Source organism: Halorientalis pallida, assembly GCF_049605515.1.
Lineage (GTDB): Archaea > Halobacteriota > Halobacteria > Halobacteriales > Haloarculaceae > Halorientalis > Halorientalis pallida_A.
This window is the reverse complement of record NZ_CP187158.1, coordinates 3,015,226-3,037,422: the sequence shown is the minus strand read 5'-3', so window position 1 is coordinate 3,037,422 and position 22,197 is coordinate 3,015,226. Positions and strand designations below refer to the sequence as shown.

Annotated in this window: 26 protein-coding genes and 1 pseudogene; 14 read left to right on the top strand and 13 right to left on the bottom strand. The window is 67.9% G+C overall.

What is annotated here, in order from left to right:
• Nucleotides 1-46: 46 nt before the first annotated feature.
• Entirely contained in the window at nucleotides 47-871 is an 825-nt protein-coding gene (gene truA / locus ACOZ4N_RS17350) for a tRNA pseudouridine(38-40) synthase TruA (RefSeq protein WP_424017614.1), read from the top strand.
• Here the strand turns inward: truA and ACOZ4N_RS17345 are convergent, their stop codons facing one another.
• On the bottom strand, nucleotides 872-2,215 hold the full coding sequence (locus ACOZ4N_RS17345) for a M28 family peptidase (protein WP_424017613.1): 1,344 nt from the start codon (nucleotides 2,213-2,215) through the stop codon (nucleotides 872-874).
• Between the two features lie 117 nt (nucleotides 2,216-2,332).
• On the opposite strand from ACOZ4N_RS17345, the gene pepF reads away from it, so the two are divergent.
• The 3 genes from pepF (at nucleotide 2,333) to ACOZ4N_RS17330 (ending at nucleotide 6,912) form a co-directional block, all read left to right on the top strand.
• Nucleotides 2,333-4,123 carry an oligoendopeptidase F gene (gene pepF / locus ACOZ4N_RS17340; RefSeq protein WP_424017612.1) on the top strand — a complete coding sequence of 597 codons (1,791 nt, stop codon included), beginning with the start codon at nucleotides 2,333-2,335 and terminating at the stop codon, nucleotides 4,121-4,123.
• Between the two features lie 102 nt (nucleotides 4,124-4,225).
• The gene (gene pan2 / locus ACOZ4N_RS17335) at nucleotides 4,226-5,446 is read left to right on the top strand and encodes a proteasome-activating nucleotidase Pan2 (protein WP_424017611.1); all 1,221 of its coding nucleotides are present in this window, start codon (nucleotides 4,226-4,228) and stop codon (nucleotides 5,444-5,446) included.
• A 74-nt stretch (nucleotides 5,447-5,520) separates the two neighbouring features.
• On the top strand, nucleotides 5,521-6,912 hold the full coding sequence (locus ACOZ4N_RS17330) for a PAS domain-containing sensor histidine kinase (protein WP_424017610.1): 1,392 nt from the start codon (nucleotides 5,521-5,523) through the stop codon (nucleotides 6,910-6,912).
• A gap of 146 nt (nucleotides 6,913-7,058) precedes the next feature.
• On the opposite strand, the pseudogene ACOZ4N_RS17325 reads toward ACOZ4N_RS17330, so the two are convergent.
• From ACOZ4N_RS17325 to ACOZ4N_RS17305, 5 genes and pseudogenes are all read right to left on the bottom strand, one after another.
• Nucleotides 7,059-7,130, bottom strand: a pseudogene (locus ACOZ4N_RS17325) (imidazole glycerol phosphate synthase subunit HisH); the annotation flags it as partial.
• A gap of 105 nt (nucleotides 7,131-7,235) precedes the next feature.
• Entirely contained in the window at nucleotides 7,236-7,883 is a 648-nt protein-coding gene (gene hisH / locus ACOZ4N_RS17320; RefSeq protein ID WP_424017609.1) for an imidazole glycerol phosphate synthase subunit HisH, read from the bottom strand.
• A gap of 62 nt (nucleotides 7,884-7,945) precedes the next feature.
• On the bottom strand, nucleotides 7,946-8,530 hold the full coding sequence (locus ACOZ4N_RS17315; RefSeq protein ID WP_424017608.1) for a uracil-DNA glycosylase: 585 nt from the start codon (nucleotides 8,528-8,530) through the stop codon (nucleotides 7,946-7,948).
• A gap of 51 nt (nucleotides 8,531-8,581) precedes the next feature.
• The gene (locus ACOZ4N_RS17310; protein WP_424017607.1) at nucleotides 8,582-9,139 is read right to left on the bottom strand and encodes a DUF99 family protein; all 558 of its coding nucleotides are present in this window, start codon (nucleotides 9,137-9,139) and stop codon (nucleotides 8,582-8,584) included.
• Nucleotides 9,136-9,327 carry a DUF5786 family protein gene (locus ACOZ4N_RS17305; RefSeq protein WP_092691192.1) on the bottom strand — a complete coding sequence of 64 codons (192 nt, stop codon included), beginning with the start codon at nucleotides 9,325-9,327 and terminating at the stop codon, nucleotides 9,136-9,138. The genes ACOZ4N_RS17310 and ACOZ4N_RS17305 overlap by 4 nt, the downstream gene beginning before the upstream one ends.
• Nucleotides 9,328-9,406: 79 nt before the next feature.
• Here ACOZ4N_RS17305 and ACOZ4N_RS17300 point away from each other — a divergent pair, with 79 nt between their 5' ends.
• Both ACOZ4N_RS17300 and ACOZ4N_RS17295 read left to right on the top strand, forming a co-directional pair.
• Nucleotides 9,407-10,018: an MBL fold metallo-hydrolase gene (locus tag ACOZ4N_RS17300; protein ID WP_424017606.1), complete on the top strand. Its 612-nt coding sequence runs from the start codon at nucleotides 9,407-9,409 to the stop codon at nucleotides 10,016-10,018.
• A gap of 86 nt (nucleotides 10,019-10,104) precedes the next feature.
• Nucleotides 10,105-10,650, top strand: a complete 546-nt coding sequence (locus tag ACOZ4N_RS17295) for a hypothetical protein (protein WP_424017605.1) — start codon at nucleotides 10,105-10,107, stop codon at nucleotides 10,648-10,650.
• Here the strand turns inward: ACOZ4N_RS17295 and ACOZ4N_RS17290 are convergent.
• Complete coding sequence (locus ACOZ4N_RS17290; protein WP_424017604.1) at nucleotides 10,647-10,796, bottom strand: 50S ribosomal protein L40e; 150 nt, start codon at nucleotides 10,794-10,796, stop codon at nucleotides 10,647-10,649. The two genes, ACOZ4N_RS17295 and ACOZ4N_RS17290, sit on opposite strands and share 4 nt — an antisense overlap.
• An 84-nt stretch (nucleotides 10,797-10,880) precedes the next feature.
• On the opposite strand from ACOZ4N_RS17290, the gene ACOZ4N_RS17285 reads away from it, so the two are divergent.
• Together ACOZ4N_RS17285 and ACOZ4N_RS17280 are read left to right on the top strand one after the other, a co-directional pair.
• Nucleotides 10,881-11,924 carry a hypothetical protein gene (locus ACOZ4N_RS17285; protein WP_424017603.1) on the top strand — a complete coding sequence of 348 codons (1,044 nt, stop codon included), beginning with the start codon at nucleotides 10,881-10,883 and terminating at the stop codon, nucleotides 11,922-11,924.
• A gap of 64 nt (nucleotides 11,925-11,988) precedes the next feature.
• Nucleotides 11,989-12,159, top strand: coding sequence for a hypothetical protein (locus ACOZ4N_RS17280; protein ID WP_424017602.1), 171 nt, complete (start codon nucleotides 11,989-11,991; stop codon nucleotides 12,157-12,159).
• A gap of 1 nt (nucleotide 12,160) precedes the next feature.
• Here ACOZ4N_RS17280 and ACOZ4N_RS17275 read toward each other — a convergent pair whose 3' ends face one another.
• Nucleotides 12,161-12,679, bottom strand: a complete 519-nt coding sequence (locus tag ACOZ4N_RS17275) for a DUF367 family protein (RefSeq protein ID WP_424017601.1) — start codon at nucleotides 12,677-12,679, stop codon at nucleotides 12,161-12,163.
• Between the two features lie 52 nt (nucleotides 12,680-12,731).
• On the opposite strand from ACOZ4N_RS17275, the gene ACOZ4N_RS17270 reads away from it, so the two are divergent.
• The 3 genes from ACOZ4N_RS17270 (at nucleotide 12,732) to ACOZ4N_RS17260 (ending at nucleotide 14,964) form a co-directional block, all read left to right on the top strand.
• Nucleotides 12,732-14,018: a redoxin domain-containing protein gene (locus ACOZ4N_RS17270; protein ID WP_424017600.1), complete on the top strand. Its 1,287-nt coding sequence runs from the start codon at nucleotides 12,732-12,734 to the stop codon at nucleotides 14,016-14,018.
• Between the two features lie 48 nt (nucleotides 14,019-14,066).
• Entirely contained in the window at nucleotides 14,067-14,408 is a 342-nt protein-coding gene (locus tag ACOZ4N_RS17265) for a nuclear transport factor 2 family protein (RefSeq protein WP_424017599.1), read from the top strand.
• Nucleotides 14,409-14,493: 85 nt separating this feature from the next.
• Nucleotides 14,494-14,964: a carotenoid biosynthesis protein gene (locus ACOZ4N_RS17260; RefSeq protein WP_424017598.1), complete on the top strand. Its 471-nt coding sequence runs from the start codon at nucleotides 14,494-14,496 to the stop codon at nucleotides 14,962-14,964.
• A 9-nt stretch (nucleotides 14,965-14,973) separates the two neighbouring features.
• Here the strand turns inward: ACOZ4N_RS17260 and serS are convergent, their stop codons facing one another.
• Nucleotides 14,974-16,356 carry a serine--tRNA ligase gene (gene serS, locus ACOZ4N_RS17255; protein WP_424017597.1) on the bottom strand — a complete coding sequence of 461 codons (1,383 nt, stop codon included), beginning with the start codon at nucleotides 16,354-16,356 and terminating at the stop codon, nucleotides 14,974-14,976.
• Nucleotides 16,357-16,565: 209 nt separating this feature from the next.
• Between serS and ACOZ4N_RS17250 the strand changes: the two genes are divergently transcribed.
• A complete protein-coding gene (locus tag ACOZ4N_RS17250; protein ID WP_424017596.1) occupies nucleotides 16,566-17,321 on the top strand; it encodes a bacteriorhodopsin in 756 nt (251 codons plus the stop codon).
• Between the two features lie 82 nt (nucleotides 17,322-17,403).
• Complete coding sequence (locus ACOZ4N_RS17245; RefSeq protein WP_424017595.1) at nucleotides 17,404-19,632, top strand: methyl-accepting chemotaxis protein; 2,229 nt, start codon at nucleotides 17,404-17,406, stop codon at nucleotides 19,630-19,632.
• Nucleotides 19,633-19,712: 80 nt separating this feature from the next.
• Here ACOZ4N_RS17245 and ACOZ4N_RS17240 read toward each other — a convergent pair whose 3' ends face one another.
• Complete coding sequence (locus tag ACOZ4N_RS17240) at nucleotides 19,713-19,907, bottom strand: cold-shock protein (protein WP_077206686.1); 195 nt, start codon at nucleotides 19,905-19,907, stop codon at nucleotides 19,713-19,715.
• Nucleotides 19,908-20,013: 106 nt separating this feature from the next.
• On the opposite strand from ACOZ4N_RS17240, the gene ACOZ4N_RS17235 reads away from it, so the two are divergent.
• Nucleotides 20,014-20,925: an MBL fold metallo-hydrolase gene (locus ACOZ4N_RS17235; protein WP_424017594.1), complete on the top strand. Its 912-nt coding sequence runs from the start codon at nucleotides 20,014-20,016 to the stop codon at nucleotides 20,923-20,925.
• On the opposite strand, the gene ACOZ4N_RS17230 is transcribed toward ACOZ4N_RS17235, so the two are convergent.
• The 3 genes from ACOZ4N_RS17230 to ACOZ4N_RS17220 form a co-directional block, all read right to left on the bottom strand.
• Nucleotides 20,926-21,306 carry a hypothetical protein gene (locus ACOZ4N_RS17230; protein ID WP_424017593.1) on the bottom strand — a complete coding sequence of 127 codons (381 nt, stop codon included), beginning with the start codon at nucleotides 21,304-21,306 and terminating at the stop codon, nucleotides 20,926-20,928. It abuts the gene before it with no gap.
• Between the two features lie 3 nt (nucleotides 21,307-21,309).
• Nucleotides 21,310-21,693, bottom strand: coding sequence for a hypothetical protein (locus ACOZ4N_RS17225; protein ID WP_424017592.1), 384 nt, complete (start codon nucleotides 21,691-21,693; stop codon nucleotides 21,310-21,312).
• Between the two features lie 82 nt (nucleotides 21,694-21,775).
• Nucleotides 21,776-22,165 carry a hypothetical protein gene (locus ACOZ4N_RS17220; protein ID WP_424017591.1) on the bottom strand — a complete coding sequence of 130 codons (390 nt, stop codon included), beginning with the start codon at nucleotides 22,163-22,165 and terminating at the stop codon, nucleotides 21,776-21,778.
• Nucleotides 22,166-22,197: the final 32 nt, after the last annotated feature.

Sequence of the window (22,197 nt, the reverse complement as noted above, 5' to 3'; positions counted from 1 at the left end):
GGCGCCCGTCGAAACGCTCATCGCGCTCGCCGAACAGCTACGATCCATGCGCGCGTACCGGGCCGCCTACGACGGGCGGCGGTTCCACGGGTTCCAGCGCCAGCCCGACGTGCCCACCGTCTCCGATACCCTGCTGGCGGCGCTCCGCGAACTGGACGTGTTGGCCGACGAGGCGGACGCACCGCCGGGCTACGCGGCCGCGGGCCGGACCGACGCCGGCGTGTCGGCGGTCGCCCAAACCGTCGCCTTCGACGCGCCCGACTGGCTGACCCCGCGGGCCTTCGACAGCGAACTCCCGCCCGACGTGCGGGTGTGGGCCGTCGCGGAGGCACCGCCAGACTTTCACGCGACCCACGACGCGACGTGTCGCGAGTACGTCTACCACCTCCACGCCCCTACGGAGTCCGTCGACGACGAGCGCGCGACGGCCGCGCTCGACGCCCTGCGTGGCGAACACGACTTCCACAACCTGACGCCCGACGACGACGGCACGGTGCGGGACCTCGACGGCGAAATCGACCGGGACGGCGACTACCTCGTGGTGCGGGTCCGGGCCGGGGGGTTCGCCCGCCAGCTCGTCCGCCGGCTCGTGGCCCTGCTCGACGAGATCGCCCGCGGCGAGCGCGATCTCGGGACCGTCGACCGCGTGCTGGCCGCGGAGCCGTTGCCCGGTCCGGCGGGCGTCCCGGCCGCGCCGGCCGAACCGCTGGTGCTGGCCGACGTGACCTACCCCGACCTGAACTTCGAGCGCGATCCAGAGGCCGCCGCGAGCGCCCGTGAGATCTTCCGGGAGCGCCGCGTCAGGCACGCGACCCGGGCGAGAGTGGCCGAGGATCTGGTCGCCGGCGTCGGGAGTGAGTCGGCCGAGTAGTCACCACTCGTCGGGCCAGATGCCCGCGGCGACCATCCCGGGTTTCGCGCCGGTCTCGACCAGTCGCTCGCGGACGGTCGCGGGGTCGACGCGGGGCGGGGCACGGCCGTCACTGGCGAGTTCCCGGACGAGCAGGGCCGTGACCATCGCGTGCTCGCGGATCGTCCGCACGTCGGCCTTCTCGCGCGTGTCGGCGCGGGTGTGGGTCCAGCCCCGTTCCCAGTGGCCCTCGTCGTCGGGGCGCTCGCTGTGGAGCTGGATCGCCGGGACCCCGCGGCGGAGGAACGGCCAGTGGTCGCTGTAGGGATGCGGGCGTTCGCTGACTTCCAGTGGGTGGTTCAGGTCGTCGACGACGCCCGCCGCGAGATCGGTCAGCGCGTCGCTGGTGTGCGTCAGCGCGCGGAGCCTGCGGAACCGACCGACGCCGTCGCAGTTGACGACCGCCCGGAGCCGGTCCGGGTCGAGGTCCGCGGCCAGCGCCTCGCTCCCGAGCAGGCCGAGTTCCTCGCTCCCGACGGCCGCGACCACGACTCGCGTTTCGAGACCGCTCTCGACGTGGCCGAGAATCCGGAGCGCGCCGAGCAGGACCGCGACGCCACAGCCGTTGTCCAGCGCCGCCTCGCCCACGTCGTGGCCGTCGAGGTGCGCCACGAGGAGGATCGCGTCGTCGGTGTCGGGCCCCAGGTGGCCGACGACGTTGCGACTCGTCCCAGGTTCGGTCTCGGCCGCGACCGAGAGCGACACCGACGCGCCCGCGTCGGCGTACTCCCGGAGCCAGTCGCCCGTTTCGGCGCTGACGCCGACGCCCGGGATCGCCGCGGCGTCGCCGAACCGGAGCGCGCCGGTCGGCGGGAGCTGGCCGGGCGCGTGGTTGGCGAAGACGAAGGCCGCCGCGCCCGCGTCCGCGGCCTGTCCGACCTTCTCCATCCGGTGGATTCGTCGGTCGGCCCCCGCCGGCGTGCCCGTACTCGCCAGCGCGACGCGGTCGCGGAGGTCGGCGTCGGCGATCTCCTCGGGTGTCCCGTGGCCCACGTCCACCAGCGGCGCGTCCACCTCGCCGGCCGGCGAGTAGGGGAGCGCGACGGCCTCGAACTGCCGGTCGAGATCGCGGTCGGGGACCCGGACCGTGAGGTCGGTCCGCCCGCGCGTCCACCGAACCATCTCGAAGGGACGCGTCTCGACATCTCTGACCCCCGCGTCACGGAGGGCGTCCCCGACCAGTTCGGCCGCGCGGGCTTCGCCCGGATGCCCGCCCAGCCGGTCGTCGAGTTCACAGAGCCGGGTCAGCAGGTCCCAGGGGGCGTCGTCGCGCCAGGCCCGACCGAGTGCCCGGTCGATGTCCATGGGCCGGCTTCGGCTGGCAACCCCAAAGGCTTGCCGCGGCCGGCACGGGCCGAGGACGAGCCGGCGGTTCCCTCCGGCGCGTAAAGGCTTACTTCGCGCCCGCACGTAGCCGTAGCAATGAGTTCGGTTCCCGAACGAAGCGACATCGACGCGGAACACAAGTGGGATCTGGAAGCACTCTACGCCGACGACGAGGCGTGGGAGGAGGCCTTCGAGGCGGTCCAGGAGCGGCTCGCGGACCTGGAGGCCTACGAGGGGCGGGTGACCGAGGACGCCGAGACGCTGCTGGCGGTGCTGGAACTCCGCGAGGAGATCATGCGAACCGTCTCGAACGTCACCTCCTACGCGCGGATGCGACGCGACGAGGACACGACCGACAGCCACTATCAGGCCCTGCTCGCGCGGGCCCAGTCGCTGTCCTCGGAGGCCCAGAGCGCCGCCTCGTTCATCGAGCCCGAGTTACAGGACCTCGACCGCGAGGAGATCGAGGCGATGGTCGACGAGGAACCCGATCTGGCGGTCTACGACCACTACTTCGACGACGTGTTGCGGATGAAAGCACACACCCGTTCGGCCGAGATCGAGAACCTGCTGGCCGAACTCGGAGAGGTCACGGGCGCGCCCGGAGAGGTGTACAACACGCTCGCCAACGCGGACATGGAGTTCCCGGCGGTCGAGACGCCCGAGGGCGAGACGAAGCGGATCACGCTCAACAACTTCACGACGCTCCAGAAGAATCCGGATCGCGAGTTCCGGCGGGACGTGTACGAGCAGTTCTACGACGAGTGGGAGACGGTCCGCAACGCGGTCGGGACGGCCTACAAGAACAGCGTCAAGACCGACAGCAAGCTGGCGAACGCACGCAACTACGACACCGCCCGCGAGGCCGCCCTCGACGGGCCGAACATCCCCGTCGAGGTCTACGACAACCTCGTCGACACCGTGCGGGACAACCTGGGCAAACTCCACCGCCACGCGGAGTTGAAGCGCGAGAGCATCGGTGCGGACGAACTCCGGATGTGGGACCTCTACGTCCCGATGGTCGAGGGCGAGAGCCCGGAAGTTCCCTACGAGGAGGCCTGCGAGTACGTCGTCGAGGCCGTCGCGCCGCTGGGCGAGGAGTACCAGTCCCGGCTGGCCGAGGGCCTGGACTCACGCTGGGTCGACGTGTACGAGACCGACGGGAAGCAATCGGGCGCCTACAGCGGCGGGACCTACGACTCCCAGCCGTACATCCTCATGAACTACCAGGACGACGTGTCCTCGATGTACACGCTGGCCCACGAACTCGGCCACTCCCTGCACACGCAACTCACCAGCGAGGAACAGCCCTACGTCTATTCGGGCTACGAGATCTTCGTGGCCGAAGTCGCGTCGACGGTCAACGAGACCCTGCTGACCCACCACCTGCTCGACACCGTCTCCGACGAACGGCTCCGCCGGCACGTCCTCAACGAGTACCTCGAACGGTTCCGCTCGACGCTGTACCGCCAGACCATGTTCGCCGAGTTCGAACACCGCGCCCACGAACTCTCGGAGGCCGGCGAGGCGCTGACGCCCGACCGGCTGGACGACCTCTACCGCGAACTGAAAGGCGACTACTACGAACCCGCCGAGATCGACGACCGGATCGCCCGCGAGTGGATGCGTATCCCGCACTTCTACCGGGCCTTCTACGTCTACCAGTACGCGACCGGCATCTCGGCGGCGGTCGCGCTGGTCGACCGGATCCTCGACGAGGGCGAACCGGCGGCCGAGCAGTACGTCGACTTCCTCCGGAAAGGGTCCCGGGAGTACCCCCTGGAACTGCTCCGGGGAGCGGGCGTCGACATGGCCTCGCCCGAACCGGTCGAGTCGGCACTCGGCGTCTACGACGACTACCTCGACGAGTTCGCTGACCTGGCCTGAACCGCCGGAAATCGGCCGGTTCGGTCGGTTCCAGCCGCGGCAGGGTAGGATAGCCGCGACCCAAAGGCCCTTTTACGAGCACCCATTAGCATCGACAGTCAGATGTCCCGGAGTCCGTCGCTCCCGGACCGGCCGCGCCTGGATCTCGATCCGGAGATGTCTCCGGAAGAGCGGCTGGATGCGTTGCGGGAGCACTTTATCAAGCTGGAACAGGTCAACGACGAGCTATCGTCGCAACTCGACTCGGCCCAGGAGCGTCGCGACAACCTCAGCGGCGAGGTCGACCGGCTGGAACGAGAGAACGAGACGCTGAAGACGTCGTCGCTGTACATCGCGACGGCCGAGGAGGTCACCGACGAGGGTGTCATCGTCAAACAGCACGGCAACAACCAGGAGGTCCTGACGGAGGTGTCGCCGAACCTCCGCGAGGAACTGGAGGCGGGCGACCGGGTGGCCATCAACGATTCGTTCTCCGTCCAGACGCTGCTGGACGCCGAGACCGACGCCCGCGCCCAGGCGATGCAGGTCGACCACAGCCCCGACGTGGTCTACGAGGACATCGGCGGCCTCGACGAGCAGATCCGCGAGGTCCGTGAGGCCGTCGAGGAGCCGCTGATCAACGCCGAGCAGTTCCGGGAAGTCGGCATCGATCCGCCCAGCGGCGTCCTCCTGCACGGTCCGCCGGGCACCGGGAAGACGATGCTCGCGAAGGCCGTGGCGAACGAAACCGACGCCACCTTCATCAAGATGGCCGGCTCCGAACTCGTCCGGAAGTTCATCGGCGAGGGCGCGCGGCTGGTCCGGGACCTGTTCGAACTCGCCTCGGAACGCGAACCGGCCATCATCTTCATCGACGAGATCGACGCCATCGCGGCCAAGCGCACGGAATCGAAGACCTCCGGCGACGCCGAGGTCCAGCGGACGATGATGCAACTGCTCTCGGAGATGGACGGCTTCGAGGACCGCGGTGAGATCCGCATCATCGCCGCCACCAACCGCTTCGACATGCTCGACCGGGCCATCCTCCGGCCCGGCCGCTTCGACCGCCTCATCGAGGTTCCCGAACCCGACGCCGAGGGCCGCGAGCGCATCCTGGAGATCCACACGAAGGATCTCAACCTCGCGGAGGAACTCGACCTGGCGGCCATCGCCGCCGAGACCGAGGGCTTCAGCGGTGCCGAGCTCGCCAGCCTCACCACCGAGGCCGGGATGTTCGCCATCCGCGACGGCCGCACCGAGGTCCGCATGGAGGACTTCGAGGACGCCCGGGAGAAGGTCACCGAGGAGGAAGGCTCCGAGACGGGCCCCATCGCGTTCTACTGACCGGGATTTTTTCACGCCGAAACGGCGCGATATTCACACGCACCCTTTTTGCCGTCGCCGGCCACTCTTAAATGATGGACTGGCCCGGCCCGGCCGAGGCGTTGCTCGAACACGCCCGGGACAAGATCGTCGTCCTCGACGAGGAGGGGACCTTCCGGTACCTGAACCGGGTGACAGCGGAGATTCTCGGCTTCGATCCCGAGGAGCTTCGTGGGGAGAACGCCTTCGAGTACATCCACCCCGACGACCGCGAGCGGATCCTGTCGCGGTTCGAGCGGGTCGTCGCGGGCCGGGAGTACGACGGCACTATCGAGTACCGACACCGGACCAGTGACGGCTCGTACGTCTGGCTGGAGAGCCGCATCGCCGAACTCACCGACCCGGAGGAGGGATACATCGTCAGCTCCCGGGACATCACCGAGCGCGTCCAGGCCGAGCGTGAACGGGACGAGACCGCCGAGCGCCTCGAAGAACTCGCCGCCAAGGCCGACGACGTGCTGTGGATGTTCTCGGCCGACTGGTCGGAGTTGCTCTTTCTCAACGCGGCCTACGAGTCGACCTACGGCCAGCCGGCCGAGGAAGTCCGGGGGGACCCCCGGCGCTTCCTCGAGGCGATCCACCCCGAGGACCGCTCGGCGGTTCAGGACGCCATGGCCCGTCTCTCGGCCGGCGAGTCGGTCGATATGGAGTACCGCGTCAACCCACAACAGGACTACAGCCGCTGGGTCTGGGTCCAGGCCGAACCGATCTTCGAGGCGGGCGAAGTCGTCCGGATCGTCGGCTTCACGCGCGACGTGACAGACCGGCGACGCCGGGAGCGACAGTTGCGCGTGATCGACACGATCCTCCGACACAACCTCCGGAACGACCTCAACACCGTCATCGGCCACGCCGAGTACGTGTCCGAACACCCGGAGGACGACCCGCCGGCCCACGCCGAGGCCATCGAGCGAACCGCCCAGGCACTGCTCCGCAAAGCCGAGAAACAGCGCCGGACCATCGAGTTGCTCACCGACCCTGTCGCGCCGTGTCGAATCGACGTGACGACCACCATCGAGGACGCCGTGGCGACGGTCGAAGATCACTACCCCGACGCCGAGATCGAGACCGACCTTCCACCGTCGCTGCCGGTCCGTGCGCTGGGCGAGATCGGGACCGCGTTCCAGGAACTACTCGGCAACGCCGCGAAACACGCGGACGACGCGCCGTGGATCCGGATCACCGCGGCGCAGGTCGACGACCGCGCCGTCGTCGAGATCGAAGACACCTGCCCCCCGATCCCCGAGTACGAGTACCGCGTCCTGACCGGCGAGCAGGAGATGGACGGCGTCACCCACACCAGCGGCCTCGGCCTCTGGCTGGTCTACTGGGTCGTCGACCTCTCGGACGGCACCATCAGCTTCGAGACCGACGAGGACGGCAACACCGTCACCGTCTCACTGCCGCTGGCCACGTCGGAACAGTAGAACGGGCAGATCGGGACGGTCTACCCCTCCGCGCAGATCTCCACGACCACCTTTTTCCCGGTCGGGTCGCCTCCGGCGACCGCTCCCGGCAAAAACGTGGGCGAAAAATGCCGGTCGCTCGCTCCGCTCGCGACCGGGACGACGGACTAGCGCTCCGCACAGATGTCGACGAAGTTCCGTAGAATCCGCAGTCCCGTCTCCCCCGACTTCTCGGGGTGGGACTCCACCTTTTTCCCGGTCGGGTCGCCTCCGGCGACCGCTCCCGGCAAAAACGTGGGCGAAAAATGCCGGTCGCTCGCTCCGCTCGCGACCGGTACGACGGACTAGCGCTCCGCACAGATGTCGACGAAGTTCCGTAGAATCCGCAGTCCCGTCTCCCCCGACTTCTCGGGGTGGAACTGCGTGCCGAAGACCGTCCCGCTCTCGTCGGCGATGATACTCGGGAAGTCGAGTCCGTAGTCGGTCGTCGCGACGACCGCCCCCTCGGCCTCGGGTTCGGCGTAGTAGGAGTGGACGAAGTAGGCGTGTTCCCCGTCAATTCCGTCGACCAGCGGGTGGTCCCGTTGCACGTCGAGTTCGTTCCAGCCCATGTGGGGCACCTTCTGGTCGCCGTGGAACCGCCGGTTGGTCCCGGGGATCAGGTCCAGCCCTTCGGCCTCGCCCTGACCCGCGTGGTCGGCCTCCTCGCTCGTGGTCAGGAGCATCTGCATCCCGAGACAGATTCCAAAGAGCGGCGTGCCCGCGTCGGCGGCGTCGGCCAGCGCCGCCCGGAACGGGCCGGCGTTCTCCATGCCCTCGCTGAACGCGCCGACGCCCGGGAGGACGATGCCGTCGGCGCTGTCGACGGCGGCGGGTTCCTCGATCAGCTCGACCGACGCGCCAGCCCGCTCCAGCCCGCGGGTCACGCTCCGGAGGTTCCCCAGGCCGTAGTCGACGACGACCACTTCGGCGGCCGTCTGGGTCGTACTCATGTGCGAGAGTTGGCGGGTCCCGGTCAAGTCAGTTCCGCTACGGTCGAACGTTGCATCGTCACTCAGAACGAGCCCAGCGTCGACTGCCCGCCCGCGCCGGTCAGGTCGGCGGCCCGCTGGATGGTCTCCTCGAAGGTCGCCTCCTGGCTCCGGTCGTACAGCGTCGCCGCCGGGTGGACCGACACCATGACGGTCCGGGGCTCGCCCGCGACGGGGCAGTCGAACGTGTCGCCGGCCTCGCCGGTCACGCCCACGTCCCGCTCCAGCAGGTGTTCGCTCGGGACCTTCCCGAGCGTGACGATCACCGTCGGATCGACGGCGTCGATCTCCCGTTCGAGGTACTCGCGGCAGTTGGCGAGTTCCTCGACCCGGGGGTCGCGGTTCTCCGGCGGTCGACAGCGGACGCAGTTGGTGATCCGCACGTCGGCCCGCGCCAGTCCGGCGGCCCTGAGCGCGTCGTCCAGCACCGTCCCGCTCCGGCCGACGAACGGTTCGCCCTGGTCGTCCTCGTTCGCGCCGGGTCCCTCGCCGACGAACAGCAGGTCCGCGTCCGCCGGGCCGACGCCGTTGACGATCCGGCTCCGACACTCGGCGAGGTCGGGACAGCGCGTGCACTCGGTCACCGTCAGGTCCTCCATCTCGCCCATGGGGTCGCTCCGGCAGGCGGAACCAAAAGTGAGTCGCCTGCACCGGGTCGGTCAGTCGGTACGGCGGAGGTCGTCGGCCCCGCGGGCGGCCAGCCGTGCGACCCGGAGCGGTTCCGGGCGGCCACCCTCCGGCGTGAAACCGTCGACGACCGCGGCCGCCGCGCCGTCGTCGAGGCCGACGGCGCGGACGAAGACGGTGTCGTCGGCGACGCCGACGCGCTGGCGGTCGGGCTGGTCGCGGTACGTCGCCAGCCGTCGGTCGAGGGCGTCGCCGTCGAACTGTTCGCGGAGTGCGGACTCCAGCCCGTCACTCTCCTCGTAGGTCACCGAAAGAACCGGTCGGTCAGTGTGGTCGGCGACCCGATGCAGGTCGACGACGTTGAACCAGGCGGGAGCGATCCCGGAGACGAGGACGTACCGCACGTCTTCGCGGCCGAGATCGTCGAACAGCGCACAGATGGCGTCCGTGGCGTCGGTCCCGCCGACGGTGCAGGTGGTAAACGCGAAGCCGTCGACGACGCGGCTCGCGCGGGTCACGACACCGGCGAGCGTGCTCCGGTCCTCGCGAAAGGACTCGGCGATCCCGAGGGCACGGACCCCTCGCTTCACGTGTTCTCGTCTTCGTCCTCTTTGATGTGTTTGAGTTTGTCGAGGAGTTCGTCGTTCGACGCGCTGAACTCGTACTCGACGTCGCCGTCGTGGGTGTTCTCGGATGTTGATACGCCGTCGTCGTCCTCAAAATCAGTGTCGTAGTCCTGATTTTCCTGTTCGGACTCGTCGTAGCTCCCGAACCCCATATGCGTTCATTTGAGTTGCAGAGTAAAAAGTATCTCGCCGCCCGGTACCCTGATACGCCCCGCGGCCGACCACGGGAACATGGACGTGTACAACGTCACGGCCGACGCGGAGACGTTCACCTGCAACGCCTACCTGGCGCTGGGCGAGCGCGCCGTCCTGGTCGACGCCGGCGCGATGGACGGCGTGGTCGAGGCGATCCGCGACCACACCCGCGACATCGACGCCGTGGTCCTCACCCACCAGCACGGTGACCACGTCGCCCAGCTGGACCCAGTCCTCGACGAGTTCGACGCCGAGCTGTACGCCTACGCCCCCCACGACCGCCGGACCGTCGAACTGGAAGACGGCGATCAGGTCATGATCGGCGACGAGGCGTTCGACGTGGTGTACACGCCCGGGCACGCCGACGACCACGTCTCGCTGGTCAGCGAGAACACGCTGTTCAGCGGCGACGTTGTCGTCCACGACGACGGCGCGTTCGACTACGGCTCGTTCGGCCGGACCGACATGGCCGGCCAGTCCCGTGAACGGCTGATCGAGAGCATCCGCGACCTCCTGGACCGCATGCCCGAGGGGGTCGAACACATGTACGCCGGCCACGGCGACACGTTCGAGGGTGACGTGCGCGACGTGGTGGCAACGGCACTGGAGCGTGCGGAGAAACGGGAGCCGAAGTACCCGGACGAGTAGGCCGCAGGAAGTTCCGATAAAAAGACGTGTGCATCCGAATCCACACGAGTTATAAGAGATTGGGGTGACACCGCCCAATACCAACCGTGGGACTCCGAGACTGGGTCTTCGGCGGCGACGAGACGCCACTCGAGACGGCCAACCGACTCCGTGGAACCGCCAAGGAATCGCCCGACGAAGTCGACGTGGACCGACTCGTCGGATTGGCCACCGAACCCGAGGAACACGCGGTGTCGCGCGCCGCGGCCGACGGGATCACCGCCTTGGCCGAACAGCGACCGGGCCGCCTGTTCGATCACGTATCGGAACTGATCGAGGCGACGACGGTCCTGGAGGGCGTCGGTTCGAGACAGCGTGGGGTGTTCGCACGGGCGCTCGAACACGTCGCCAGGGAGGACCCGAGCGTCGTCGCGCCCGAGGCGGACCGACTGGTCGCGTCACTGGAGGCCGAACTGGAAGCCGACAAGAAACCGGGGAGTGACGTGTACATCGACCCCGACAAGGCGGCCGGGCTCAGCCACGCCGCGGCCGCCGCCGGGATCGACGACGCGGAGCCGTTGCTGGAGCGACTGCGACGCCACTCCGAGCCGACGGTCAGCGACGCCGCCAGAGAGGCGTTACGAGAACTCTAGGCCGCGTTGCGTTCGCGGTTCTTCGGTCGGAGGTTCCCGTAGCCACACTTCCGGCAGCGGTCCGCCTTGTTCGGGTTGCGCGCGTTACACCGCATGCAGATCATCTTCGCCAGAATGCGGTCTTCCGCTTTCTCGAACGTAGCCATGAGCGCGTGTTTCCCGTCGTCGTGGTTAAGTGTTCCGAGACCACCGCGGACTGGCTTTTTCATCCCGCCCACCGTAGCCGGCGTATGCTCTACGACCGGGTCGCCGACCTGCCCCTTGTCGTCGAAGCTGTCGACCTGACGCTTCAGGAACGAGACACCACCAGCGGGTTCGCTCGCGCCACCACGACCGTCGCGCTCTCGGGGGAGGGCGAGACCGGGCAGGGCGAGGACGTGACCTACGAGACCGACCTCCACCACGACCTCGCCGAGGCCGGCCTGCCCGATCTCACCGGCGAGTACCCGTTCGCCGAGTTCTCCGAGCGAGTGGGCGAACTGGACCTGTTTCCGACGCCGCCCGAACGCGAGGACTTCCGGCACTACCGCCGGTGGAGCGTCGAGAGCGCCGCGCTGGACCTGGCGCTCCGCCAGAACGATCTCGACCTGGCGTCGGCGCTCGACCGGACGTACGATCCAGTCCAGTTCGTCGTCAGCACGCGACTGGGCGAACCACCGACGACGGATCGTCTGGAGCAGGTCCTCGACGTGCGTCCCGACACCGAGTTCAAACTCGATCCGACGACCGACTGGACCGCCGAGTTGGCCGCCGCCGTCGCCGACCTCGCGCCCGTCCGCATCTGTGACCTGAAAGGCCAGTACTCGGGCACCGAGGTCGACGCGCCGCCCGACCCCGACCTCTACGAACTGGTACTGGAGACGTTCCCAGACGCCGTGATCGAAGACCCGAACCTCACCGACGAGACGCGCGCACTGTTCGAGGGCCGCGAGGGTCGGGTCTCCTGGGACGCGCCGATCACCGGCGTCGAGAGCATCGAGGCCCTCCCGTTCGAGCCAGACTGGCTCAACATCAAGCCCTCCCGCTTCGGCAGCGTCGAGTCGCTGTTCGCGAGCGTCGAGTACTGCATGGACCACGATATCCAGATGTACGGCGGCGGCCAGTTCGAGCTCGGGGTGGGTCGTGGCCACATCCAGGCGCTGGCGGCGCTGTTCTATCCCGACAGTCCGAACGACGTGGCACCCGGCGGGTACAACGATCCCGACTTCGAGGGGGACCTGTCGCCGAGCCCGCTCGACCCGCCGACCGATCCCGTCGGCTTCCGGTGGTCGTGAGTCCGGATTCACGGCCGGAAAACGACCACCAGTTTTGAAGTCGGTCGCCCGACTGGACGAGCGTATGGCCCTCCAGGCCCTCCAGCTGATCTGGTTCGCGTTCGGCCTCGTCATCACCGTGAGTATCATCGCCATCGGCGCGTACATCGGTACGCTCCGCGCGCTCGACACGTTCTACGGTGATAGCGACAGTCTGTTCCTCTCCGAGGAGTTCCACGGGCGGCAGGAGCGGTGAGCTACTCCCGGTCGAGGTAGTCGTCCTGTACGTCCAGAATCTCAGCGGAGTTCGTACACTCGGCGTAGCGGCGCAACGGTTCGTCGTTGAGTTCGAGGAAGGTGTGGCCCCAGGTGAACTTCGAGAGGAGTTCCTCGGCGTGGTCGCGCTGGCCGAGGATACACAGTGCGCCGGCGAAGGCTTCGACGGTGTTCAACTCGAAGGGCGTCCCGTAGTTGACGGGATTGCCCGCGACGAGGAAGGGCAACGAGCGGTGGATGCCCTCCAGGTCGAAGGCCTCGCGTTCGGCGGTCTCCCACGAGCAGTCGAGCGCGACGAGGCGGTCGTGCCGTGCGCCGCTCCCGACGCCGTCTTCGGGCGACAGCGCCTGCTCGGCGAAGGGGTTGAGAACGATACCTGGTGGTGTCGACCGGGTGGCCCGGTGTAACTCCGCGAGGTCGAACCGCGCGAGTTTCCGGGCGCTGCACTTGTCGGGATCGTCGTCGCCCTCGTAGCGGACGTGCAGGCCGTATGCGCCCATCGAGTGGACAAACGCAGTCAGGCTTTAAGTCCCTTGCAGTAGAGTTTCGGATGTGCTATCGGAAGGGACGGTGGCCCCGACGTTTACGTTGCCCGGCGTGGTCGACGGCGCGCCGAGAGACGTCTCCCTCGAGGACTACATTGGCGAGGGGATCGTCGTACTGGCGTTCTATCCGGCCGATTTCAACCCCTCGTGTGAGGACGACTCCTGTGACCTGACGGAACTGGACCTGTTCACCATGCAGCGGGACGTGGACATCTTCGCCGTCAGCACCGACAGCGTGTTCAGCCACCGCGCGTACGCCGAGGAGTACTCCCTGTCGATCCCGCTGCTGAGCGACACCCACGGCGAGGCCATCGATGCCTACGACGTGGTGCTGGACAGCGACCAGTTGCTGTCCGAGCGCGCGGTGTTCGTCATCGACCAGGAGGGTGTGATCCAGTACGCGTGGTCGACGGCCGACCTGGCCGAGCGGCCCGACATCGACGCGGTCCGGGAGGCAGTCTCGTCCATCGGCGGCGACTCGACCGCCGTCGGGCGCTACCGCGTCGGCCACGCCCACTACATCGAGGCCCGGCGGGCCTTCACCAGCGCGATGAAGAGCTTCGAGGATCGGGACTGGCTGATCGCGCAGGGTGACTTCCAGCGGGCGATGGAGGAGTTTCAGGAGTCCGCCGACCAGTTCGAGAGCGCCGTCCGGTTCGCCGAGTCCGAACCGCTCGAACAGGGGTTCGAGCGCGCCCAGGAGAAGGCCACGGCGCTCTGGCAGGCCGCCGAGTGGCTGGCCGAATCCGCCAGCGAGTACGCCAGCGGCGACGGGAAGGAGGCCGACGAACTCCGCCAGGACGCCGAGACGCCACTGGAGACCGCCCGCGACATCGGCGAACCGCCGGACCCGGACGACATCACGCTCGACGCGGACGGCGCGGCGACCGAACAGTCCACCACGGACCCCGACGACGACGCGCTGGACGCGCCGACCGACCCCGCCGAGGACGAGGACACGTCCGAACCCGGCGGCGACGCCGACGGCGACCCCGGCGAACAGGACGACGTGGACGCCGCCGTCGAAGACGTGTCCGTCGACGACGAGGACACGACCGAGCGCGACGACGCGGATCGGACCGGCAACGGTGACACCGACGGCGTCTCCAGCGCCGTCGAGTTCGACGTGGCGGACGACGGCGTCGACGAGGGAGCGACCCCACAGGACGGGCACGACGAACCGGCGTCCGAGGAACCAGTGTCGGCGGACACGGGATCCGACGACGCGGACGGCGAGGACGCGGACGGCGAGGACGAGGACATCGAACTCGACCTGAAAGACCCGACGGAGTGAGGAAGCCGGGGCCCACACTTTCTCGGCCCCCGCCGCCCAAGGACGGGCATGGACCGCGAGGCGACCGCCCGAGAGTACTACCGGACGCTCGACGAAGACGACTACGAGACGCTGGCCGACCTGCTGGCCCCCGAGTTCGTCCACTACCGGCCCGACCGCACCATCGAGGGCCGGGACCGGTTCGTGACCTTCATGCGCGACGAGCGGCCGATGAAGGCGACGAGCCATCCGCTGGATGCTGTCTACGCCACTGCTCCCGAACGTGGCGAGAGTGAAATCGCCGTCCGCGGTCGGCTCCTCGACCCTGACGGTGAGCCGGTCGTCTCGTTCGTCGACGTATTTGCCTTCGACGGCGAAAACGTCCAGTCGATCCACACGTATACGCAGTAGCCGAGTTCGGCGGTTACGAACCGTTCTAGAAGCGGTCTAGCGTGTGTATGAAGATACTTGTACGTAAACGGTGATTTCTCGCTGTATGTCGCGCGGTCGGACGTTCGCTCTCACGGCGGTCCTGCTCGGTCTCGTGGCACTCGCGCACGCCCTCGTCACGTGGCCGGTCGCCGCGACGCTCGTCCTGTTCGGCGGGTGTGCGGCGGTCGCGTTCGTCACCGAGGCGGTCGTGATCAACCTCGACTGGCTCGAACACCACATCGGTCCGAAGCTCGGCGGTGTCCCTATCTACGTGCTGTTCGGGTGGAGCGGAGTGGTCTACGTCGCTGTTCGGCTCGCGCTACTCGTGACCCAGGGCTGGACGGGAGTCGTCGTGACCGGTCTCGTCGCGACGACGTACGACGTGGTGACCGACCATCGAGGTGTCGAAGACGGTCACTGGACTTACACCGACGACATCGCTGGTCCGCGGTATCGTGGCGTGCCGTGGTGGAACTACCTCGGGTGGTTTCTCATCAGTAGCGCGACGGCGGCGGTCACCATTCCGTTTCTGTAGTCGCTCGTCCTACTCCTTCTCGCCCGCGCCGACGGCGCTCTCGCCGACGGGTTCGTGGCCTTCGATGACTTCCTGGCCCCCCATGTACTCCCGGAGTGGCTCGGGGACGGTGACGGTGCCGTCCTCGTTCTGGTAGTACTCCATGATGGCGACCATGACCCGCGGGACGGCCAGACCGGAGCCGTTCAGGGTGTGCAGGTACTCCGCGGACTCGTGGCGCTCGGGCCGGTAGCGGATGCCGGCGCGCCGGGCCTGGAAGGCCTCGAAGTTCGACACGGAGGAGACTTCGAGCCAGCGGCCGCCCGCCTCGGGGCCCTCGTCCATGTCGTCGCCGGGGGCCCACACCTCGATGTCGTACTTCTTGGCCTGGGTGAAGCCCATGTCGCCGGTACACATCTCCAGCACGCGGTAGGGCAAGCCGAGTTCTTCGAGGACGGCCTCGGCCTCCCCGCGGAGGTCTTCGAGGCGGTCGTAGCTGTTCTCCGGGCGGACGAAGTTGACGAGTTCGACCTTGTTGAACTGGTGGACGCGGACGATGCCCCGCGTCTCCGTGCCGTGTTCGCCGGCCTCTCGCCGGAAGTTGGGCGTGTAGGCCTGGTGTTTGAGCGGGAGGTCGTCGTCCAGCAGGATCTCGTCGCGGTACATGTTGGTGACCGGGACCTCCGCCGTCGGGAGCAACCAGAGGTCGTCCTCGTCGTAGGGTTCGTCGTTGTCGCCGCCGACCCGGTAGGCGTCCTCGACGAACTTGGGGAACTGGCCGGTCCCCTCCATGGAGGCGCTGTTGACCGGGATCGGCGGGAACACGTCGGTGTACCCCTGGTCGCGGTGGAGATCGAGCATGAACTGGATGAGGGCGTGTTCCAGGCGTGCGCCGTCGCCCTGCAGGAAGTAGAAGCCGCCGCCGGAGACCTTCGCCCCGCGCTCGAAGTTCAGGATGTCCAGTTCCTCACCGAGGTCGTAGTGGGGGATCACCTCGTCGGGGAGATCGCGCAGGTCGTCGAATCCCTCGCGGGCGACCTCGACGTTGTCGCTCTCGTCGTCGCCGACGGGGGCGTCCTCGTGGGGGATCTGCGGGAGTTCCAGCAGGGCATCTTCCAGCTCGGCCTCCAGTTCGTCAGCGCGGTCCTCGACCGCCTCCAGTTCGGCTTTCAGTTCACTCGACCGGTCGATGGCTTCCTGGGCCTGTTCTTCCTTGCCCTCCTGTTTGAGCTGGCCGATCTTCGAGGAGACCTCGTTGCGCTCGTGGCGCAGGTCGTCACCGCGGGCTTTCAGCTCGCGCCACTCCTCGTCGATCTCGAGGATGTGGTCGAGGTCCACGTCGTCGACGCCCTTCGTCTCCAGGGCTTCCCGGACCGTCTCGGGGTTCTCCCGGAGGAACTGCCTGCTGATCATTTGCTCGGAATTTTTCCGTGCCGTGGCAAAACCGTGTCGCTCTCGGCGGCGCTGGCGTGTCGTCCATCGGGGCAGCAGGGGATTCGACGCGTGAAACCGACCGGGAGTTTATACGCTCGTTGATCCTTTGACCGGGCAGACAGCAGTCGACTCGTCGCTACGGACGGTGCTGTGGTCCAGCGGCGGCGACCGTCGACAGGACTGAGACGATGCTATTCGAAGAACAGACACTCTACACGGCAGTTGCCATCGTGGCGCTACTACTGACGGTCGTGCTGGCCGCCTGGGTTCGCCGATTCGAGGGCACGACGCGCCGGCACATGCTACTCGCACCGGCCGCCATGGCGTCGCTCACGGTGAGTTACGTCGGAATGGCGACCGGAATATTGCTGTTTCACGGCCCGGAGGGCGCACCGGTGTACGTCACCCGATTTCTGGACTACGGGATCATATACGCGTTCATCGCGGCGTACACCGGTCAGATGGCGAACGCCGACCGAAGGGTCATCCTCTCCGGGGTCCTCGGCCTGTGGGCGTTCTCCTTCGGGGCGATGATCCGCCATCTCGCGCCGCCGCCGTTCGGCAGCATCGCGAGTCTGCTGGTACTCAGTGGGTTCGCCTACTCGCTGTGGCTGCTACTCCGACCGTACACGCGGGCGGCCGCGTCCGTGTCCGACGACCGACGACTGCTCTTCGGCAAACTCCGGAACGTCCAGCTCATCATGCTGATCACGTATCTGCTGGTCGCGCTGACGACGCGACAGGCGCTGGGCCTGCTCGGTGCGTTCACCGGCATCTACGTCTCCGCCTATCTGGATCTGTTCAGCCACGTCGCGCTGGTCGGCCTGATCGTGCGCTCCGAGCCCGCGATCAGGTCGCTGACCGAGACCCACCCCTCGCCGCTATCGTTCCTGACGGGATCGAACACACAGCGACCCACCGCGGACGCACCAGCCGACGACTGATCATGACACAAGCCACATCGCGACGGGGGCTCGCCGGCCGTCCCGTCACTGACCGTCACGCCCTCACCGGAGGGAGCCACCGATGAACGCAGACCGACTCGTTCCCGACCGGATCAGATCACGCTACAGCCTGAAGATCGCGGCGACGCTCGCCCTGGTGTTCGCCGTCACGCTCGTGTCCGCCGTCTTCTTCTACGGCAACGTCGCGGGCGAACTCGGCGCGTCCGCCGACGCCGCACTCGCGACCGACGCGAACGAGAGCGCCGACACCGCCGCGCTGTGGATCGACGCCAACGCCGACCTGGCGACGAGCGTCGCGGCCACGGACGCCGTCGAAAGCGGCGATACGGCGCGAATCGGCGACTACCTCGCCGCGGCCGCCGCCGGCTCCGACCGGGTCGGCGCGATCCACTACGTCGAGGACGGGCAGATCGCGGCGAGTTCGCGGTCGAGCGCGGTCGGCCAGTCACTCTCGGTGGCGACACCGAGCGGCGGAGATTCGGTCGCCGTCGGTGACTCGCGGACCGCCGTGGCCGGGGACAGTTCGGTGATTCCGGTCGTCGCCCCGGCCGGCGAGAGTCGGTACGTCGTCGTGGCGGGCGCGGCCGAGACGCTCCGTGACCGACTCACGGACGGGCGCTACAACAGGACGCTCGCGGCGGAGGGCGAGGTCGTTCTCGCGACCGACGACGGGGAACGTGCCGCGGGTGCCGCGGCCCTGGCGGTGAACGGCACTGCGACCGGGACTGTCGGCGAGACCGAACTGGTCGCGACGACAGCGGCCGTCCCCGGGACGGGCTGGCACGTCGTGAGCCACGCACCAGCCGGGACGGTCTATGCCGACCGCAACGTCGCGACCGCGGCAATCGTCGCGCTCATGTACATTATCGCGTTGAATCTCGGCATCTTCGGCGTCACCATCGGCGGGAACCTCGCACTGGCGCTCCAGCGGCTGGCCGACCGGGCCAAAGAGATCGGTGCCGGAAACCTCGACGTGGAACTGTCGACCGACCGGGTCGACGAGGTCGGCGTGCTGTACGACGAGTTCGACTCGATGCGGGACTCCCTGGAGGAGTCGCTCGACGAGGCCCAGGACGCCCGCGCCGAGGCCGAGCGCGCACGCGAGGAAGCCGAACAGTCCGAGTTGCAGACCCAGCGACTCAACGAGGCGCTCGAAGCGGAAGCCGAGCGGTACAGCGAGGTCATGGCCGCTTGCGCGGAGGGCGACCTCACCGAACGCCTCGATCCCGACGCCGACAGCGAGGCGATGCGCGCCATCGCCACGTCGTTCAACGACATGATCGCGTCGCTGGAAGCGACCATCGCCGATGTCGAGGAGTTCACCGACGACGTGGCCGAATCCAGCACCGACGTGGAGGCCAGCGCGGCCGAGGTCCGGGAGGCCAGCGCGGCGGTGAACGACTCGGTCACGCAGATCTCGGCCGGCGCGCGCGAACAGACCGAAGACCTCCAGCGCACGGCCGACGAGGTCAACGACCTGTCGGCGGCCATCGAGGAGGTCGCGGCGACGACCGACGAGATCGCCACGGAGTCGGATCGTGTCGCACGACTCGGCGAAGACGGCCGCGACCAGGCAGAGCGAACCATCGCCGAGATGCGCGAAGTGGAGGGACGGATCGCCGAGGCCGTGACCGCCATCGAGGAGCTGGCCGCCGAGATCGAGCAGGTCAGCGAGGCGACGGCGTTGATCGACGACATCGCCGAGCAGACGAGCATCCTGGCGCTGAACGCCAACATCGAGGCGGCCCGTGCAGGGGACGACAGCGGGGACGCCGGCGACGGGTTCGCCGTCGTCGCCGACCAGGTGAAAGAGCTCGCCAGCGAGACCAAAGACGTCGTCACAGAGATCCAGGCACAGGTCGAGGAGGTCCAGGCCCAGGCCCACGAGAGCGCCGACGACATCCGGGCCACCGAGTCACAGATCACGGACGGCGTCGAGTCGGTCGCGGAGTTGACCGAGGCGCTGGACGAGATCGTCGACGGCGTCGACGAGGTCGACACCGGCCTCAAGAGCATCGCCCGGACGACCGACGATCAGGCCGACTCCGCGGAGGGGATCGTCGCGATGGTCGACGAGGTCGCAAGCGTCTCCGAGCAGACGGCCCAGCAGGCAGAAACCGTTACGGACGCCGCCGGGGAGGCGACCGACTCCATCGACGAGGTCTCGGAGGCTGCGGGGCAACTCGCCGAACGGACCCGAGAACTCCGGCGGATGCTCTCGACGTTCCAGGTCGACACCGCCGAGCGGGCGGCGGACGCGACCGTCGCCGACGGTGGCCGGGAGCAGTGAGCAAGGGGCAGCAGAGCGGCGTCCGGACACAGCCGTCGCTCACCGGAAAGCGTCACTGAAAAATCGCGGTCCGAATCCGTTCAGTTACGAACGAGGTTCGTCGCGCGGGGGCCCTTGTCGGCCTGTTCGATGTCGAATTCGACTTCCTGTCCTTCTTCGAGATCCGGGCCGCCGACGTCTTCCATGTGGAAGAACACGTCCTCGTCCGCGTCGTCAGTCTCGATGAAACCGTAGCCGCCTGTGTCGTTGAAGAAATCGACCGTACCGTTTGCCATTGCCTCTGTATACAACCCGGGTGGATGGATAAAGGTGGCGAGAGTCGGGTTACCACGACCCCCGGCCGCCGGAACGGCTTTGCACCGCGGGCGTCAGACTGTCGCCATGGCAATCGGTGACTCCTTCGACGTGACTGTCGGCGGCGTCGATGGTATCTCCTACGTCGATACGGGCATGTACGGCACCGCGGAGTACGGCGCGGTGTACGTGGTCGAGGGCGAGGACCCGGCCATCGTCGACTCGGGCATCGGCACCAACTACGGGGCGATCCTCGACGGCCTCGCCGAGAAGGGGATCGCACCGGAGGACCTAGGGACCATCGCGCTGACGCACGTCCACCTCGATCACGCCGGCGGCGCGGGCTATCTCGCCGAGGCCTGTCCCAACGCCGACGTGGTGGTCCACGAGCAGGGCGCGCGCCACCTCGTCGACCCCTCGCGGCTGGTCGCGGGGACGAAACAGGCCGTCGGCGACCAGTGGGAGTTCTACGCGGACCCGAAGCCGATCCCCGAGGACCGCATCCGGGAGGTCACCGGAGGCGACACCGTCGACCTCGGCGACCGCGAGCTACGGATCCACCACACGCCCGGGCACGCGCCCCATCAGGTCGTCTTCGAAGAGTCCGACGAGTCGGTCGTGTTCACCGCCGACGCGGCGGGGATCTACGTCCCCGAACTCGACAGCGTCCGCCAGACGACGCCGCCGCCGAACTTCGACCTGGAGCAGTGTCTCGCCGATCTCCACACGATCCGGGACTGTGACCCCGCCGTCCTCTGTTACGCGCACTTCGGTCCGGCCGCAGCCGACGACCGATTGGGCGAGTACGCCGACGCGCTGACGGAGTGGGTCGGGGCGGTCGAGCGGAAACGCGACGAACTCGGCGACGACGACGCCGTGATCGAGTACTTCGGTGAACACACGTCGATGATCGAGACCTGGGGCGAGCGGAAAGCGACCGCAGAAGAGCGGATGAACACGCGTGGCGTGCTGTCCTACCTCGACAGTCGGACGGCGTAGTTACCCGGACCGCCGGCTGTCGAGCAGTTTCTCGGCCTCCTCGACGGAGTCGGCTTTGGCGACCGGATACTCCTCGGCACCCTCGCCGGCCCGGTCGAACTGCATCTGGCCCGTCGCGGACTCGGAGACGACGCGACAGACGGCCGCCACGCCGTTCTCGACGATGCCGCGTTTGCCGCGCTCGATATGTTCCAGCGCCGCCTCGTCGGTCGTCTTGAACGTCCGCATGTCGTTTACCTCGTCGAACCCCGGCTCCAGCCGGCCGGACTTGGCGATCACTTCGTCAGCGGCCGCCTCGGCCTCCGCGACGCTCAACTGACCGTCGAGCGTGAGGTAGAGCCGGTTTTTCGCCTCGTCGATGCGCACCTTCCAGTCGCTCACGAGTCAGGCCTCCTGTGAGCGCTTGTCGAGCAGTTTCTCGGCCTCCTCGACGGATTCTGCCTTCGCGACGGCGTAGGATTCCTCGCCCTCGCCGGCCCGGTCGAACCGCATCTGTCCGGTCGTGGACTCGGAGACGACCCGGACGGCCGCCGCCATACCGCCTTCCGCCAGCGCCCGCTTCCCGCGTTCGGTCTCGCGCATGGCCTCCTCGTCGGACGGCTTGAGCGTCCGCATGTCGTTGATCAGGTCGAATCCCTCGTCGAGTCGTTCGGCGGCCCGCTCACAGGCGTCGGCGGCCTCGGCGTGCCCTTCGGGGCCGAGTTCGCCCGCGAGTGTCAGGTAGGCTCGCTGTTTCTCCTCGTCGATCTCCATGTCCCAATGTGCCATACCCGGAGTTGACACCCAGCGCCGCTTAAGAATTACCGCGGCGTTTTCAGCACTGATAGTCGACTGCGCCGCCAGCGACGGATTACTGCGACGCCTGTTCGCGGCGCTTGTCGAGTAGTTTCTCGGCTTCCTCGACGGACTCGGCTTTGGCGAGTTCGTAGTCTTCGGCGTCTTCGCCGGCCCGGTCGAACTGCATCTGCGTGACCGTCGACTCGGCGACCACGCGGACCGCGGCGCCCATGCCGTTCTCGGCGAGGCCGCGCTTGCCGCGTTCGACTTCCTGCAGGGCCTCCTCGCTCGTGGGCTCGAAGGTTCGCATGTCGTTGATCAGGTCGAACCCGTCGTCGAGTCGCTTCGCCGCGTCGATACAGGCGTCCGACGCCGCGGCCTGTTCCTCGACGGAGAGGCCGCTGCCCAGTTTCAGGTAGACGCGCTGTTTCGCTTCGTCGACTGTTACGTCCCAGTTCGCCATGCCCGTTGATCGTTACCAACCCACAATAAGAA